General features: G+C 58.0%; 14 protein-coding genes and 1 tRNA gene. 13 read left to right on the forward strand and 2 right to left on the reverse strand.

Annotated elements, in window-relative coordinates:
• Positions 1 to 44: 44 nt before the first annotated feature.
• The 9 genes from Q0899_RS02725 (at position 45) to Q0899_RS02765 (ending at position 10,026) form a co-directional block, all read left to right on the forward strand.
• The gene (locus Q0899_RS02725; RefSeq protein ID WP_298291937.1) at positions 45 to 1,076 is read left to right on the forward strand and encodes a cysteine synthase A; all 1,032 of its coding nucleotides are present in this window, start codon (positions 45 to 47) and stop codon (positions 1,074 to 1,076) included.
• Entirely contained in the window at positions 1,073 to 3,469 is a 2,397-nt protein-coding gene (locus Q0899_RS02730; protein WP_299191027.1) for a DUF3772 domain-containing protein, read from the forward strand. The genes Q0899_RS02725 and Q0899_RS02730 overlap by 4 nt, the downstream gene beginning before the upstream one ends.
• A gap of 191 nt (positions 3,470 to 3,660) precedes the next feature.
• Positions 3,661 to 3,750, forward strand: a tRNA-Ser gene (locus tag Q0899_RS02735).
• 151 nt (positions 3,751 to 3,901) lie between these two features.
• Complete coding sequence (locus tag Q0899_RS02740) at positions 3,902 to 5,101, forward strand: site-specific integrase (protein ID WP_299191028.1); 1,200 nt, start codon at positions 3,902 to 3,904, stop codon at positions 5,099 to 5,101.
• A complete protein-coding gene (locus tag Q0899_RS02745) occupies positions 5,088 to 5,999 on the forward strand; it encodes a hypothetical protein (protein ID WP_299191029.1) in 912 nt (303 codons plus the stop codon). The genes Q0899_RS02740 and Q0899_RS02745 overlap by 14 nt, the downstream gene beginning before the upstream one ends.
• 140 nt (positions 6,000 to 6,139) lie before the next feature.
• Positions 6,140 to 6,349 carry a MerR family transcriptional regulator gene (locus Q0899_RS02750; RefSeq protein WP_299191030.1) on the forward strand — a complete coding sequence of 70 codons (210 nt, stop codon included), beginning with the start codon at positions 6,140 to 6,142 and terminating at the stop codon, positions 6,347 to 6,349.
• A gap of 507 nt (positions 6,350 to 6,856) precedes the next feature.
• Positions 6,857 to 7,879 (forward strand): tyrosine-type recombinase/integrase, encoded by a 1,023-nt coding sequence (locus Q0899_RS02755; RefSeq protein WP_299191031.1) that lies wholly within the window; start codon positions 6,857 to 6,859, stop codon positions 7,877 to 7,879.
• A 229-nt stretch (positions 7,880 to 8,108) separates the two neighbouring features.
• Positions 8,109 to 8,993 carry a bifunctional 5,10-methylenetetrahydrofolate dehydrogenase/5,10-methenyltetrahydrofolate cyclohydrolase gene (locus Q0899_RS02760; protein ID WP_298358203.1) on the forward strand — a complete coding sequence of 295 codons (885 nt, stop codon included), beginning with the start codon at positions 8,109 to 8,111 and terminating at the stop codon, positions 8,991 to 8,993.
• A 4-nt stretch (positions 8,994 to 8,997) separates the two neighbouring features.
• Positions 8,998 to 10,026, forward strand: a complete 1,029-nt coding sequence (locus Q0899_RS02765) for a helix-turn-helix domain-containing protein (RefSeq protein WP_298291922.1) — start codon at positions 8,998 to 9,000, stop codon at positions 10,024 to 10,026.
• Here Q0899_RS02765 and Q0899_RS02770 read toward each other — a convergent pair.
• Positions 10,023 to 10,862 carry a DMT family transporter gene (locus Q0899_RS02770; RefSeq protein WP_299191032.1) on the reverse strand — a complete coding sequence of 280 codons (840 nt, stop codon included), beginning with the start codon at positions 10,860 to 10,862 and terminating at the stop codon, positions 10,023 to 10,025. The two genes, Q0899_RS02765 and Q0899_RS02770, sit on opposite strands and share 4 nt — an antisense overlap.
• Before the next feature lie 137 nt (positions 10,863 to 10,999).
• Here Q0899_RS02770 and Q0899_RS02775 point away from each other — a divergent pair, with 137 nt between their 5' ends.
• The 4 genes from Q0899_RS02775 (at position 11,000) to Q0899_RS02790 (ending at position 15,758) form a co-directional block, all read left to right on the forward strand.
• Positions 11,000 to 13,372 (forward strand): DUF1989 domain-containing protein, encoded by a 2,373-nt coding sequence (locus Q0899_RS02775; protein ID WP_299191033.1) that lies wholly within the window; start codon positions 11,000 to 11,002, stop codon positions 13,370 to 13,372.
• Positions 13,369 to 13,752 (forward strand): hypothetical protein, encoded by a 384-nt coding sequence (locus tag Q0899_RS02780; RefSeq protein ID WP_299191034.1) that lies wholly within the window; start codon positions 13,369 to 13,371, stop codon positions 13,750 to 13,752. Before Q0899_RS02775 ends, Q0899_RS02780 begins: the two co-directional genes overlap by 4 nt.
• On the forward strand, positions 13,749 to 14,162 hold the full coding sequence (locus Q0899_RS02785; RefSeq protein ID WP_299191035.1) for a hypothetical protein: 414 nt from the start codon (positions 13,749 to 13,751) through the stop codon (positions 14,160 to 14,162). The genes Q0899_RS02780 and Q0899_RS02785 overlap by 4 nt, the downstream gene beginning before the upstream one ends.
• Before the next feature lie 72 nt (positions 14,163 to 14,234).
• Positions 14,235 to 15,758 carry a trimethylamine methyltransferase family protein gene (locus tag Q0899_RS02790; RefSeq protein ID WP_299191036.1) on the forward strand — a complete coding sequence of 508 codons (1,524 nt, stop codon included), beginning with the start codon at positions 14,235 to 14,237 and terminating at the stop codon, positions 15,756 to 15,758.
• An 87-nt stretch (positions 15,759 to 15,845) separates the two neighbouring features.
• Here Q0899_RS02790 and Q0899_RS02795 read toward each other — a convergent pair whose 3' ends face one another.
• The gene (locus Q0899_RS02795) at positions 15,846 to 17,180 is read right to left on the reverse strand and encodes an NAD(P)/FAD-dependent oxidoreductase (RefSeq protein ID WP_299191037.1); all 1,335 of its coding nucleotides are present in this window, start codon (positions 17,178 to 17,180) and stop codon (positions 15,846 to 15,848) included.
• Between the last annotated feature and the right edge of the window lie 4 nt (positions 17,181 to 17,184).

The raw sequence follows: 17,184 nt of genomic DNA on the forward strand, positions 1-17,184 counted from the left end.
ACACCTTTAGAGCAAGCAACACATGCCTAAGGGAAGACCGCGCAATGACTATCAAAAGCAACCTGGCTGACCTGATTGGCAACACCCCCTTGATCCGGCTCAACGCCGTCTCCGACGCCACGGGCTGCGAAATTCTGGGCAAGTGTGAATTCATGAACCCCGGCCAGTCGGTCAAGGACCGCCCTGCGCTGACCATCATTCGCAACGCAGTGGAAAGCGGCGCGCTGAAACCAGGCGGCACGATTGTCGAGGGCACCGCCGGAAACACTGGGATCGGGTTGGCGCTGGTTGGGGCGTCGATGGGGTTCAAGACCGTCATCGTGATCCCGGAGACCCAAAGCGAAGAAAAGAAAGACATGCTGCGTCTGGCGGGCGCAGAGCTTGTGCAGGTGCCTGCAGCACCATACCGCAACCCCAACAATTTCGTGCGGTATTCCGAGCGGCTGGCCAACACCCTGAACGAGACCGAGCCAAACGGGGCCATTTGGGCAAACCAGTTTGACAACGTGGCCAACCGGCAGGCCCATATTGAGACGACCGGCCCCGAGATTTGGGACCAGACCGGCGGCAAGGTGGACGGCTTCATTTGTGCTGTCGGTTCCGGCGGGACATTGTCGGGGGTGGCCATGGCGTTGCAGCCCAAAGGTGTGAAGATCGGCCTGGCCGACCCGATGGGGGCGGCCTTGTATGATTGGTACACCAAAGGCGAGCTGACCACCGATGGCGGCTCGATCGCCGAAGGCATTGGGCAGGTGCGCATAACCAAGAACCTTGAGGGGCTGGAGCCGGATTTCAATTGCCAGATCTCCGATGAGGAGGCGCTGCCCATTGTGTTCGACCTGCTGAAAGAAGAAGGGCTGTGCCTTGGCGCGTCATCCGGCGTGAACGTGGCCGGCGCGATCCGCATGGCCAAGGAGATGGGGCCGGGGCACACCATTGTAACCATCCTTTGCGACTACGGCACCCGATATCAGTCCAAGCTGTGGAACCCGGCCTTCCTCAAAGAAAAGGGCCTGCCATTCCCCGACTGGCTGGACGCCGCCGCGCAAAAGTTGCCGACCGTTTTTGAAGAATGAAATACGTCCTTCTTGCAATACTGCTGGCCTGCGGCGTTGCCCTGGGGATCAGTGGAGCGGCCCCGGCTCAGGCGCAGGAGCAGGTGCTCAGCCAGCCGACGGCGCCGAACTATTCGGTCTGGGAACGCGACGCCCGCCGGGCGGAGGACGTGCTGGATACGGCGCTTGCCTCCAACGAAGGGTTGGACGTGCTGCGCACCCAACTGGCCGAGTGGCGCGAGGCCTTTCTGGCCGCGCAAGACATCAACCGCCAACGGATTGCCACCCTGCGCGGCCAGATCGAGGCGCTGGGACCCAAGCCCGAAGGGGAGGCCGGTGTCCCAAGCGAAATTTCGGATCGGCGGGCGGCGCTGGAACAGCAGCTGAACGAGGCCCTGGCCCCGGTGCGTGCCGCGGAAGAGGCCTATACACGCGCGAACGGCCTGATTTCGCAGCTCGACACATTGGTACGCGAACGGCAGGCGGCGCTGGTGCTGCGGCTCGACCCGACGCCCCTGAACCCGGTCCTGTGGCCTGACGCAGTGTCAGCCGTCGGCATGGTCGGGGAGGCCGCCATCGGCGAGGTGCGCAACAACTACGTCTCGCGCAGTGGCGCGCTGCGGCAGGGCGTTGTCTGGACCATCGTGCTGCTGGTTGTGGGCTTTGTGCTGGTGTTCCGCTCAGGTGCTTGGATCGAACGCGCGGTTCTGGCGTGGCGGCAAAGCCGACCGGACGGTAAGGCGGCGTTTCGGGTCGCGGCTTTTGTGGCCTCGATCTTTGGGGTGATCCTGCCGGTGGCGGGCATGCTGACGCTGATTTACGCCATCGAGTCCACCGAGTTGACGGCCATCGTCGGCGACAAACTGTTGAGCATTCTTGCGGTCTTGGTGACCGCCTTGGCCGCCGCGCGGTGGTTGTCGACCCAGCTGTTCCCCAAGCTGACACCAGCCTACCCGATCCTTTCACCAGAGGCAGGCGGGCAGGGGGAGGGGCGGTTCTATGCGATCATGCTTGCGGTCTTGCTGTCGCTTCACCTTGGGCTGGGCGCGTTGTCGGAGACAGAGTTTCTCAAGCAGCTGCTGACCCGACCGGTGCAAAGCGTGCTGTCTTTCCCAATCATTGCGGCCGCGGGGCTCATGCTGTTCCGGCTCGGCCAGATCCTGATCAAGGCCGCCCGCGTGGGCCCCGCAGACGATCCTGACGCGGCCGACGAGCAGACGCCGCGCCGTCCCAATCTTGTGATAAAGACGTTCGGGCGCGCGGCAGCGCTGGTCGGCGTGGCCGGGCCGGTCCTGGCCGCGGTCGGCTATGTCTCCGCCGGGGGGCAGCTGGTCTTTTCATCCGTCCTGACGCTGGCGCTTTTCGCGCTGCTGGCCGTGCTGCAGCGTTTCGTGCGCGACATCTACGCAATGGTCATGGGCGACGAGGCGAAGGTGAACGCATTGATCCCGGTGCTGATCGGCTTCGCGCTGGTCTTGCTGTCCCTGCCCATTCTGGCCCTGATCTGGGGCGCACGTTCCGCCGATATCAGCGAGACATGGGCCACTGTCTCCGCCGGATTTCAGATCGGCGAAAGCCGTATTTCCCCGACCGATTTTCTGACCTTCGCGCTGGTCTTTGCCATCGGCTACATGCTGACGCGGCTGGTGCAGAACACGTTGAAGACACAAGTGCTGCCCAAGACCAAAATGGACATTGGCGGGCGCAACGCAATTGTGTCGGGGCTGGGCTATGTCGGTATTTTCCTGGCCGCACTTATGGCGATCACCACCGCGGGGATCGACCTTAGCTCGCTGGCGATTGTGGCAGGTGCCTTGTCGGTGGGCATCGGTTTCGGGCTGCAGACCATCGTGTCAAACTTCGTGTCGGGCATCATTTTGCTGGTGGAGCGCCCGATCAGCGAAGGCGACTGGATCGAAGTGGGCGGCACGATGGGCGTGGTGCGCAACATCTCGGTGCGCGCCACCCGGATTGAGACCTTTGACCGGCGCGACGTGATCGTGCCGAACGCGGACTTGATTTCGACCTCGGTGACCAACTGGACCAAGGGCAATCTGACGGGCCGCATTATTGTGCCGGTGGGGGTGGCCTATGGCACAGACACCCGGCTGGTGGAGCGCGTTTTGCGCGAGATCGCCGAGGCGCATCCGCAGGTGATCATCAAGCCGCCGCCAAATGTCTTTTTCATAGGATTCGGCGCGGATTCGATGGATTTCGAGATCCGCGCGATCTTGCGCGACGTCAATTACGTCATGCAGGCCCCGTCCGAGATAAACCATCAGATCGCCAAGCGATTTGCCGAAGAGGGCATCGAGATCCCATTCGCCCAACGCGACGTCTGGCTGCGCAACCCGGAGAGCTTGCCGGGTGCGAAGCCGGCGCCCAAACCGCGCAAGGCCAAGGACGGAGCCTAAGGAACCCAAATGGGCGCTTCCGCGCGTTGTTTGTTCATTGAAATTGGCGAGCTGACGCGCTGATGCGACGCGGCGCATGTATTGATCGCGTGGCGCCTCCGGCGGGGATATTTGGGAACATGAGAAGACAGACGCGATGTTTCGGAAAGCGCTTGCAAAGGCGGGGCAGGTTTGGGTAAACCCCGCGTTACGGACAGGTGGCCGAGTGGTCGAAGGCGCACGCCTGGAAAGTGTGTAGGCGGGAGACCGTCTCCAGGGTTCGAATCCCTGTCTGTCCGCCACCACCCCATTCCTTAGAGTTTGAATTGGTCGTCTCCGGCGATATTTTTTCTCTATTTATATAGCATAAGTGCCGATGGCGGTTTGTGTTGAGTTTATTTCGATAGCATATATATTTGTCTCGTGAGTGGTATGAATTGTGGTATTTTTTGAATGGCCTTATCTGGCAAACTAACGAAGAAGCTGGTTGAGAACCTCGGCGCAGGGCGTCATGGCGACGGCAATGGCTTGTATTTGGTCGTGGACCCCTCCGGTGCACGGCGCTGGATCGTGCGGGTTGTGGTCAAAGGGCAGAAGAACAAGAGGGGCGCGCCGTTGCGCACCGACTTTGGCCTTGGTGGCGCTGACATCGTAACGATCAATCAAGCGCGAGAACGGGCGCTTGAATATCGGCGCATGGCCAAGCAAGGGCTAAATCCACGCTTTAACGCCAAGCAGGAAATACCAACCTTCGAAGAGGTTGCCCAACAAGTTCACATTGACCGGATGCCGACTTGGAAGAACGCCAAGCACGGCCAGCAATGGATCAACACCCTGCGCGATTACGCCTTCCCCAAGATCGGGCGGATGCCGATTGATAGCATCGACCAACCCGAAGTTTTGATGTGCCTATCTCCGATCTGGACGGAGAAGCACGAAACGGCGCGGAGATTGGCGCAGCGGATCAAGACGGTTTTGGATGTAGCAAAGTCGAAGGGGATGCGTTCGGGCGAAAACCCGGTCACGGCAATCAAAGACGCTAAGGTGTTGCCGAAGGTGACGGCCAAGCCGAAACACCATAAGGCAATGCACTGGCGGGACGTGCCTGCCTTCTATGCCTCTCTCAAGACCCGTAACGCGATGGCCGCAAAGGCGCTGATGTTCACCTGCCTGACGGGAAGCCGTACAGGGGAGGTTTTGGGGATGCGTTGGGATGAACTAGACATTGAGGCGCGTGTCTGGACCTGTCCGGAAGAGCGTATGAAGACAGGGGCGGCGCACCGTGTTCCGCTGACTGAAGAGATGCTGGCGATCATTGAGCCTTTGAGGGCGATGAAATCTGAAGTCGTGTTTGAGGGTCAGAAGCGTCACAAGCCGTTGTCCAATATGTCGATGTTGATGCTTTTGCGCCGGATGGTCGTTGAGGGCGTCACGGTGCACGGCTTTCGCTCTACCTTCCGAGATTGGGCGTCAGAGGTGGCAAATGCGCCGCGTGAGGTGGCCGAGTTGAGTTTGGCGCATAAGGTCGGGTCTGATGTGGAACGGGCCTATGCGCGGTCTGATTTGCTGGACAAGCGGCGTAGGTTATTAAAGCGGTGGTCACAGTTTGTGAGTGGACAGAATGGAAAGGTTTTGCGAATTGGAACAGCCTGAGGGGAGCCAAGCCGAGCTGGAGATAAAAGACTTGGAACTTGTGCGTTGGGTTGCTGAAGAGGACTCTATGCGTGGTATGAGCCGCCGCCACGGCGTTCGAATGGAGAAAGACTACGGCTCCTTTCAGGAAACCTACGATGCAATTTGCGAGCTTGGCCCAATAACAGTTTCCTCATCTGTCGTAGATGTGAGTTTCTTCGCATTGGGTGGTGAGTTCGATGGTTACATTTTGGCGGTCCGTCAATCTGGCAGAAACGTACGCCGCTTTTTAATTGGACGAGATCAATTCGATAGCTGTTTCGGGACGTTCAGTGCCTGTTGCGACCACGTCCAGTCAAACAATGTGATCGACAGTAGGATTGAGCTGAAACACCTTGAAAATATGGCCGAAAAGCTAAGCTTATCGACGAATGTTGATTTGGATAGGGATTATGACCGGCTTGAGGTTGATATCGTCGCTGCGTTGCAATTGCTCGATTTAGTGCGAGAAGGCTTTGTGGACGACCAAGTTACTCAGGACATTTTTGATCTGGGGTATTGCGTTGGGCGCTTATTTTCGAGTGCCCAAAACTATGTAACTTTGGAACCGGACGCACGTAAAGCGCAAGAGTATGAGAAGAGTTACAGGGAGCGTGGAAAGAAGGGAAAGTCTAAGGATCGAAAGGAGCAACGGCTCGATCATCTGTTTTCCCATATGGCCCGCCTAGTAGGTGAAAACCCGGCTCTATCGAGGATGAAGCCCGTTGAAGTTGCGAAGCTTGCGGTTAGTGACGCAACCGAGGAAAACCAAGAGTTGTGGTCTCAAGGTAGCGGTCAATTGGACAACTATTTAACCTTGTTTGCGAGCGACGACGCTTTCCGAGTTCGGTATCGTCAACTCTTCCCAAAAACCGGTTAAGTGGTTTTAACCGTGTTGCGATCCACTTAGCCCAATCAGCTGATTGGTGCATGCGGTTAGGCGGCGACTCGTCATTGTTCTAAATCAAGACGCAACGACTAAAAGACATAGCCACTCAAATACCGTGAAAGGGTAACTGAATGGCAAACCTATTCGAGCAAAACCGTAACTACGTTCTGGGTGATCCAGAACTTGACCTCATTGGCGACCGCGACAAGCTGGCTCAATGGCGGCATAAGAACATGGGTCCAGCCTTCTATCGTCTTGGCCGTAAGATCATCTATCGCGGCGCTGACCTTAACGCTTGGGCGAATGCCAATCGAGTGGAACCAGGGCAGGGGGAAGGCTAGTGGGGCGGCGTCTTTCGGCGCGTCTCGTAAAGGCCAATCGTCATTACACGTATCCCGACGCGGCATATTTGCTTGATCGTAAAGAGGCCACGGTCCGGTCTTGGCGTAAAGCTGGGCTTGTTGTGATAACCGACACGAGGCCGCATGTGATCGTAGGTGAAGACTTGATTGCATTCATCAAGGCAAAAACCAAACCAGCCAACCAAATGGCACCGGATCAGTTTCGGTGCCTTACATGCAAAACGCCAACACGCCCTTTGGATCGGGTGGTTTTTTACACGCCGTATTCCGCATTGCACGGACAGTTGGAAGCATTTTGCGAGGTCTGTGAGGGGCAGTGTCGGCGGTTTGCAAGTGAGCGCAGCCTTTCTCAACTCGCTCAGTATTTTGAGATTGTCCGGAACAGCTCTTAGCAAGCCTAAAGGAACCTCTCAGACCTAGCTGAAAACACCACTTCGCAGGGTTTCGGAATCCATCCGAATATTAGAGCAGAAAAGGAGCCACAAAATGGCAAAACGAAACGCTCAGAACGAGCGCATGAAACGGGACTATGTCTTGTTCTTAGAAGAGACCGAGGGCCTTGATGAGAAGTCAACTGACAAAGTCTTAGCGGCAATCCTTAAATTCGAAGAAAGCACCGGTTTCAAACCCTTCACGAAGTTCCATATCGAGCAGGCCGTGCAGTTCAAAAAAGAACTCAACAGGGCAAAGCACCCCCGCACTGGGAAGGCACTCAGTCACGCAACGGTTGATGCAACGCTTGCTTTGGTGCGGAAGTATTTTACTTGGCTGTCAGGTCGCAATGGATTCCGCTCAAAATTCACCTATAGCGACGCGGCATACTTCAAGAACAACCGTAAGAACGCCCGCATTGCCCATGCCCAACGCGATGTTCCGTATCCGTCATTGCCTGCAGCTTCACGGGCGTTTGAGGCACTTCCTAGCGATACGGAGGTCCAAATGCGTGACAAAGCTCTCTTTGCCTTCTTGATGCTCACTGGAGCGCGTATTGGTGCGGTTGCGACGCTCAAACTTAAGCACGTGAACCTCACTGAGTGCCATCTACGCCAAGATGCCCGCGAAGTGGCGACCAAAAATGCCAAAGACATCGACACATGGTTCTTTCCCGTTGCGTCTGCATACCTAGACTGTTTTGCCGCTTGGGTGGCGTATCTGAGAGAGGACAAATTCTTTGGACAAGAGGATGCTCTTTTCCCTAAGGCGCTCGTAGGCGTGAAAGACGGCGAGGGCTTTGCCAATCTGGGGCTGGCCAGGGAGGGCTATGCGTCTACGGCTAGCCTCAACAAGATCATTCGCAATGCCTTCTCCAGATTGGGAATGCCAGAGTACACCCCACATAGCTTCCGCAAGACGTTGTTCCTGCTTGGTGTGGAGACGTGTGAGACCCTAGAAGAGATCAAAGCATGGTCGATGAACCTTGGCCACGAACACCTGTCCACCTCCTATCAGTCATACCTGCCCATGAGCCGGGAGCGCCAGCGCGAGGTTCTAAAGCGCTTTCGTTCTTGAGGATTGCTATCCTTGGTTGGTGGGGGTGGGTGTTGAACCTTTCGTCCAACAGGGCGGGAAGCGGATTCTTACTGGCATGCGAAAGCTCATAGGCCAATATCCAATACACTCATTGGAGTGCTCACATTTACGGTTGGTTTCGATATCGAAGTTGACCCTAAGGAAAAAATGTTTACCAATGTGAATGAAGTGGCAGTGTCCTGTTCCAACTAAACTTTGAGAAATTCACATGAAAGACACGACGAGTCATCACCTTGATCTGGACGGAAGGGCCGTTGCCGCGCGGATCTTTGACGAGTGCCGGGCCCAGATTGAGATGCAGTCGAATATACCTTGGCTGGTTTCCATTTCGATCGGCGATAATCCGGAAGTCGCTGTCTACATGCGCAATCAGGCGCGTGGGGCGGAACGGGCCGGGTTGGAGTTCGACCAACAATACTGGGATGCCGCGATCAGTCAGGAGGACGCCAAAGCCAAGCTCCAGGCTATGAATGATGACCCGGAGGTGCTTGGGATCATTTTGCAGCGGCCTGTGCCAGACCATATCAATGTGCGCTCCCTGCAATCTGCGATCCATCCGCTGAAGGACGTGGAGGGCATGAACCCCGCGTCCATCGGCAATATCGTCTATTCCGACGTGGCTCTTGCGCCCTGTACCGCCGCGGCCAGCGTCGAGTTGATCAAAGAAACCGGCCTTGACCTTGAAGGGCTTGAGGTCGTCATGATCGGCCATTCCGAGATCGTCGGCAAACCCGCCGCCATGATGTTGATGGCCGAAGGCGCAACCGTGACCGTCTGCCACCATATGACCCGCTCCGTCGCCATGCATTCGCGCCGCGCCGACGTGGTGGTGGTGGCGGTTGGCAAAGCCAATTTCCTTAGCCCGGACATGATCAAGCCGGGCGCCGCGGTCATCGACATCGGTATCAACCAGATCACCGACGCGGATGGCAACACCAGGATTGTGGGCGATGTGGACACGCACGCCGTGAAGGAGGTCGCCGGCTGGATCACTCCGGTTCCTGGCGGCGTAGGCCCCGTGACCGTCGCGCTTCTCATGCGCAACGCGGTGGTGGCCTATCAACGGCAGGTTGCCGCAGGCTGGGTGAGGTAAGGGTATGGGACTGAGACAAACCGGATTTAACAGCTTCGCCACCATCAACCCCCGCCACGCAAAGGAGCCGTTGACCCGCACGGTCGAGCTGTTTGTCAGCGCTGGGTTTTGCGATCTGGAACTGGCCTCCATCACCCATACGCTGAATACGGCCAATGATATTTTGGCTCGTTCCACATTCACATGGCGTTTCGTCTCTGACACGCCGGGGTTTGTGTCGGGGGCCTGCGACATGATGGTCCGGGCGGAACCCGCGATCGAAGATCACGGCTTTTCAGATGTGATGATCGTGGTGGGCGGCGTGAAAGCGGGACAGACGCCGTGGCTGCGGCGTGCCCGCGCCATGCAGCGCAAGGCGCTGCCCGTTGTGCTGCTGTCGGATGCGGCGACAGGCTACATCCGCAGCACAAGATCCCCGGCTGGCAAGCTGACCACCCATTGGCGCGACATCGCGACCCTGGCCGAGACGGGGTACCACCCCAACCTCACCGCCCGGTTCAGCGAAAACTCTGATGGGATCATTACTGGGGCCGGGGCGGGAGCCACGTCCGAGCTGGTCATCGGGCTGATCGCGCCGCTTCTTGAAAGCGTGCAGGTGGCCGAACTTGGCAACCGGTTGCTGCTGCACACGATCCGCAAAAGCGACGCTGAGCAACCCAAAAACATTGCGGATAACGAGGCGCTCTTCGACGCCAATGTCACCGAGGCAATCCGGCGGATGGAAAACGCGATTTCCGATCCAATCCCCATGGCCGATCTTGCTGCCGATCTTGGTTTGTCGACCCGACATTTGGAGCGGGTGTTCCGCAAAGTCTTCGATGACACGCCGGCCAAGTTCTACAAACGCATTCGCACGAAACGCGCCCGCATCATGATCGAAGAAACATTGCTGCCAATGGTCGAGGTCGCCGTGGCCACCGGCTTTGGTTCTTGTGACACGTTGGCCAAGGCCATCAAGGATGAATACGGGATGACGCCGTCGAAGATGCGGGCGCGCACGAAGATCAGCCTGCTGAGCTACGAGCCGGGCTAAAGCGCCAGATATCCAATCGCTGCGAATACAATCATGACGCCGCCCCATTGGGTGAGCGTCATTTTCTCTTTCAAGAACAGCCAGGCCAATAGAACTGTGAGCAACCCAAAGGTTGACGCAGCAACTGCCGCAAATTCCGGGTTGTCGCGGGTGCCTGCGATCAGCACGGCCCCAAGCGCCACAGTATCCAGAACCCCCATGACCGCCAATATTGGCAATTGCGCGCGTTGCGGCAGAACCGGCCCCGGCAGGCCCAATGCAAGTGCAATCAAAACGAGCATCGCCGCGATACGTGCAATTGCGATGGTTGCCAATTCCGCGCCCCATATGGTTGCGATATGGCCCAGCGCGAAGGTGATTGCAAAGCCGGCGCCAGCGAGGATCGACCAGATAACGGCCTCCAGCTTCGGGGCGGCAGATGCCTCATCATCGGAGGAGGCGGCGACAAACCCGACCCCGCCAATGATCATGAAGACCGCCAGCCATTGAAACAAGGTGATAGGTTCGCCGTTCAGGACGGCCCAGCCAACAGACAGTGCAGGGTAGGCCCCTATGATCGGCGCCACCAGCCGCACGGGTCCGATTGAAAACGCCTTGTAATGTGCGCTGCCTGCCAGTCCGAACATCAGGCCGGACGCGAGGGACCACCAGACGCCATTGCCCTTTGGCCAAAGACCTTCGGCAAAGACTGCCAACGGCACCACTAGCAAGCAGCCCACCACCAGCACCGTCAGAAACGCGGGCAGGATGCCGGTGCGTTGCGACACATAGCGCACGCAAATGTCGTGAAAGCCCCAGCAGAGCGCAGCGATCAACCCGAGCGTCAGCGCTCCCATGCAAGTCCCCATTGGGTGAGCGCTGAAATTTCCATGCTAGGCTGCCTCGAATGCTTGCGAGACTCACTTGGCCTCGTTATTCTTATTGTTAAAGTTTTATTCCGCTCATGCAACATGGGCATGGGAGGGAATGACACATGCTCGATGATCTTTACCCCAGGGTCCAGCCCGGTCCGCCGCGTCCCAGTGAGATTATCCAGCCACGTGTCTTCTCCATGCCGCCTGGAACGGAACGCTATGTCGTCGAAGGCTCCGGCGCGGTGCTGATCCCGGTTGAGGCTGGCGATCAGGTAACCGTTATCAATGACGAGGGCGGGCAGGTGGCTGAAGTGGTCTCTGCCGATGCCAAGGGGCGGGTTGATCTTGGCATTCTAGGGGCCACCCCCAATGCCAAACCCACCGGCTTGCAAGCTTTGCTCACTGGTTCCGACCAATCCCTGCGCGGATTCCGCATGGGGCTGGACGCGCGCAAAATTGACCTAGCGGACGCAGACGCTTTGCGCCTGTTTGATGCCGACACTCGTGCCAAGGCCGAAGAAACACTTCGCGCCCAACGTGACGGCGTGGTCGTCATCGCAGCCCCGGGGGAGGCGATGGATATCGAGGAGCAGAACACCACCACCCCGCTGGTTGTCCTGATCAAACGCGCGACGATCAAGTCCCATGTCAAATTCGAACTGCCCGACCCGCTGGCGGATATCCAAGACGACATCCGCGTCCATACCCAAACCGCCGAAGCCTTCTTCGTGAAAGCCGGTGACTATATCCAGATCATCGACGTCGACGGTCGCCAGTGCACGGATTTCGAATGCTTCTCCGCGCGCAAGCTGGACAAGGGGATCGAGCACGCTTTGGATGTGACGACGACCCGCACGCTGATGGGCCACGCCTACCCAATGCCCGGTCTGCACGCGAAATACTATGATCAGGAAATGCTGCCGCTGGTCGAAGTCGTCCAAGACACATGCGGTCGCCACGACGCATTCGCATTGGCGTGTTCCGCCAAATATTACGACGATATCGGCTACCCCGGCCACGCCAACTGCTCAGAAAACTTCAACACCGCGCTGTCGAAATTCAACGTCACTGCGCGCCCCGGTTGGATGGCGATCAACTTCTTCTTCAACACCTTCCTCGACGAACACGGCGTCATGTATGCCGACGAGCCGTGGTCCCGACCAGGCGACTATGTGTTGTTGCGCGCCCTGACAGACATCGTCTGCGTGTCCTCCGCCTGTCCCGATGACACCACGGCCGCCAATGGCTGGAACCCCACCGACATTCACGTCCGCACCTACTCGGGCAAAGAAACTTTCCAACGCTCGGTCGCGTACCGGCCCACTCCAGATGCGGAACCCAAGATGACCAAGCAAACCGGCTTCCACGACAGCTTCGCCAAGCACACCCGCAATTTCATCGAATATAACGGCTACTGGCTGGCCAATTGCTTCGCCGAGGCCGGGCCCATCGAGGAATACCATGCCTGCCGTCAAAAGGCGGTGATCATGGACCTCAGCCCCCTGCGCAAATTCGAGATCACCGGCCCCGACGCCGAAGCACTCTGTCAATATGTCTTCACCCGCAACATGAAAACGCTGCCTGTTGGCGGTGTCGTCTACACCGCGATGTGCTATGAGCATGGCGGCATGATCGACGACGGCACCGTGTTCCGGCTCGACAAAGACAACTTCCGCTGGATTGGCGGCAATGATTACGGTGGGGAATGGATCCGCGAGCAGGCCGAGAAACTGGGGCTGAAGGTGCTGGTGCGCAGTTCAACCGACCAGCTGCACAACGTCGCAGTGCAAGGCCCCGAAAGCCGCGACCTGTTGCGCAAAATCACGTGGACGGCCCCGCATAACCCCGAGTTTGACCAGCTTGGCTGGTTCCGCCACACGCCCGCGCGGCTGCATAACGAATCCGGCACGCCGTTCGTTCTTTCAAGAACGGGCTATACCGGTGAATTGGGCTACGAAGTCATGTGCCATCCCAAACATTGTGCCGAAATATTCGACGCGATCTGGGAGGCAGGCCAAGACCACGGCCTGACCCCGATGGGCCTTGAAGCGCTCGATCTGGTGCGCATCGAAGCGGGCCTCATCTTCGCAGGCTACGATTTCTCCGACCAGACCGACCCGTTCGAGGCGGGCATCGGCTTTACCGTGCCGCTCAAGTCCAAGCCGGACGACTTCATCGGCCGCGACGCCCTGATCCGCCGCAAAGAGCATCCGCAGCGCAGACTCGTGGGCCTTGACGTCGACAGCCAAGTGCAGGTGGATCACGGCGATTGCATCCATATCGGTCGGGCGCAGATAGGGGAGGTCACGTCCTCCATGCGCTCGCCACTTCTGGGCAAAAACATTGCAATGGCGCGGATCGACGTCGCACATGCGGAGCCTGGCACACAGATCGAGATTGGCAAACTGGACGGTCATCAAAAACGCCTTCCGGCCACCATCCGTGAAGACCTCGCCGCCTTTGATCCTAAGAAGGAGCGTCCCAGATCATGAACCGGCGCGCGGTCATACTAAGCGCTTTGGCGATGACCGTCGCACTTCCGGCGCAGGCCCAATCCGTAATACTCAAAGCACACGAGATCGAGGCTTTGCTGTCCGGCAACACCGCCATCGGCGAATGGGAAGGGGCCAACTACCGCCAATATTTCGCCTCTGACGGCTCCACCATCTACGCGCAGGAAAATGCACGTTCCACTTTAGGTGAATGGCGTCTGGATCGGGAAAAAGACGAGTACCAATCTATCTGGCCCCGTGATGCTGAGTGGGAAGGTTGGTTTGTCATGGAGTTTGCTGGGACCTATTACTGGGTCTCGAAAAAGACCCCGCCCACGCCCTTCAGGGTGGTCGAAGGCGAACAGTTGGTGCCCAAATGAAGGCGCTGATCGCGACTCTTATCCTGACCACAACATCCGCGCAGGCTTTCTGCCCGCAGCTGAATGCCCTGTTCCATAGCGGCAAAACAATGGTCCTGCCGCCCCCCTTCAACCATGATGCAAAATGCACAACGTCGCTGGCACTTTCAGGCGAAACGTCAACCCATTGTGCATGGCCTTTCGACTACCGCGCGCCCGAGGCCACACAGGCATTTGAAGCGGTGATGAAGGCCGTTCCATCCTGCCTTCTCACCGCGCTTGAAGTAGAAGATGACCAAGACGTAAATCATCCCGATTTTTACGACCTGCGCATCTTCAACGCCCCACAGGGCGAGGTCGGGGTCTCCCTCAAAGACAAGGGCGGTTTGCAGCAGACATACGTCTTTCTCCGCGTCACTCCCGCCAGCTAAGTCAAAACCGACGTCGCAATTCCGTTAGACCTCTGGCCTGTCAAACCGCCATCCTGATGAAAGGAGGGCGCAATGGCAGATGCACCCAGGCGCAAGGGCCGCGCAGCCCGGCTTAAGGCAAAACGCACCGTCGTGACCCCCGTAAAGGTCCGTCGTCTGATCCCGCCCTACGCTCCGTTTCCCGAGGCAGATATCGAGGCCCTAGAGGCTCAAGCTGAATGGCTGCTCGAAGAGATTGGCATCGAGTTCCGCGACGACCCCGAAGCGCTGGAACATCTGCAAGGGACAGGGGCGCGCATTGACGGCGAACGTGTGCGGTTCCCTTCCGGCCTCGCGCGCGCCCTGTGTGAGACTGCCCCTGCGCAGTTCGATCTGCACGCCCGAAACCCCGCCAAAACCGTGACGCTTGGCGGCGATCACCTTGTCTTCATGCCCGGCTACGGCTCGCCCTTTGTCACCGATCTGGACAAAGGCCGCCGCTACGCGACGCTTGAAGATTTTCAGAATTTCGTGCGCCTCAGCTACATGACCCCGCATCTGCACCACTCCGGCGGCACAGTGGTGGAACCCACCGATATCCCCGTTTCCAAACGCCATCTCGACCTGGTGCTGGCCCATCTCACCCTCAGCGACAAACCTTTCATGGGTGCCGTGACCGAGCCGCATCGCGCCGAAGACAGCCTGGCCATGGTGCGGATTGTCTTTGGAGATCAGATGGAGAGCGGCGCTGTCATTCAGGCCAATATCAACGTGAATTCGCCACTGGTCTATGACGCCACCATGACCGGCGCGTTGAAGGTTTACGCGCAAGCCGGGCAATGCGTCTGCATCTCGCCCGCGATCTTTGGCGGCGCGATGGGGCCCGTGACACCGGCGGCCATGGCCGCGCAGACCCATGCGGAAATCATGGCAGGCATTGCCCTGACCCAAGCGATCCGTCCCGGCTGCCCCGTGGTCTATGGCAGCTTTCACAACACGATGAGCCTCAAAACAGGTGCGCTCACTTTTGGGACGCCAGAGGCCAATCTTGTGATCTTCGCTTTAGGCCAAATGGCGCGACGCTTGGGTGTGCCCTTCCGCTCCGGTGGCGGGCACATCTCCGGCGCGAACTCCGCCGACGGGCAAGCCATGGCTGAAAGCGTGGCCGCCATGTGGGCGACGGTGATGTCAGGCACCCATCAGGTCTGGCACGCCGCAGGCTGGCTTGAGGGTGGATTGACCATGGGCTACGAGAAATTCGTCATGGATCTGGATGCCTGCGGCGCGATCTTGAAAATGGTTGGTGGCATGGAGGTCTCGGAAGATAGCCTGTCCAAAGCCTCCTACCATCAAGCTGGTCCCGGCGAGAATTTCCTGTCTACAGATCACACGATGGCGCATTTTGCGGACGCGAATTTCGAACCCTCCATTGCCGAGCCAGGTCCCTACGAAACTTGGTCCGAGGCGGGCAGCCATACCGCTGAAGAGCGCGCCTTTGATACTTGGCGCGAGATGCTCGCAAGCGACGCAACACCCCCGATGGAGCCTTCAATTCGCGCGGAACTGGAAGGTTTCGTCGCAGATCGAAAGGCTGCGCTGGAAGATGAGTGGTACTAATGAAAAAGGGTCTTAACGAATTCTGAAATTCGAAAAGACCCCTTGTTTTCAACGTGTTGGTGAATCCCTCGCATGCGGGAAGTCCGATCAGTTCTGCAAGTAGACCTCTAAACTGTCGTCCAGAGCATCCTTCCAAGGCGTATGATGAACCGGCGCCATCGTCCCCGTCATCACCGATTTGTAGCAATTGTCGCGGAATGTCATGATGCCTTTCTTCTTGTGGCCTTTCCACTCCTTGAATGCCTGACAAGCACCTTCGACATCAAAGCTGGGATAGTCGGTCTCGGCGATCAGCTCCTTGATGTAGTCGCCCTGATACCAGATGGCGTCATAGTCATCCTCGCCCGCGTCTTCGCGCGCCACGCGGTCGGCCACGTCGGCTTCCATCTTGGCCTTTGAGGGTATGGCGATCTTGCCCATGATGGCGTCGCGGACCCACCACGCTTGTGCATCGAACATGTTGAAGGTGAACCACTGATCCTGCATGCCGAGATAGAACAGGTCAGGATTATCCACCCAGGCCACACCTTTGTACAAATCAGCCGTTGCCAGCCGGTTCGCGGTCTTCAAACGCAGCTCTTCCGCCATGAAGGGGAAGTGGTGCTGGTAGCCGGTACAGAGCAAAACCGCGTCTACATGGCGACTGGTGCCATCCTTGAAATACGCGGTGTTGCCGTCGACCTTGGTCAACAACGGGACCTCCGCCCAATTGTCCGGCCAGTCATATCCCATCGCCGCCGTCCGGTGCGACACGGTGATCGACTTGGCCCCGTATTTCCAACATTGCGACCCGATATCTTCGGCAGAATAGGAGGTCCCGACGATCAGGATATCCTGATCCTTGAACTCGAGCGCGTCGCGGAAATCATGCGCATGCAGCACCCGGCCTTTGAACGTGTCAAAGCCCTCAAACTCGGGAACGTTAGGCGTTGAGAAATGGCCTGATGCGCAAATCACATGGTCGAATTCTTCCGTATATTCGGTGTCGTTCGGCAGGTCTTTCACGGTGACAGAGAACTTGCCATCTTCATGCTCCACCCGTCGGACCACGGTTTCAAACCGGATCCAGTCCCGTACACCGGCTCTCTCGACCCGGCCTTGAATGTAGTCAAAAAGGACGGCTCGCGGCGGGTAGGACGCGATTTGTTTGCCGAAATGTTCCTCGAAGGAATAATCAGCAAACTCCAGACCCTCCTTGGGACCATTGGACCACAGGTAGCGATACATCGAGCCGTGCACGGGCTCGCCGTATTGGTCCACCCCAGTGCGCCACGTGTAGTTCCACAGACCGCCCCAGTTGGATTGCTTTTCAAAGCAGACGATCTCAGGAATGTCCTCGCCATTTTGCTTGGCGGATTGGAACGCACGAAGTTGCGCAAGGCCAGAAGGGCCGGCGCCAATGATTGCGACACGTTTGGTCATTGCG

The sequence above is a fragment of the uncultured Litoreibacter sp. genome (assembly GCF_947501785.1).
Lineage (GTDB): Bacteria > Pseudomonadota > Alphaproteobacteria > Rhodobacterales > Rhodobacteraceae > Litoreibacter.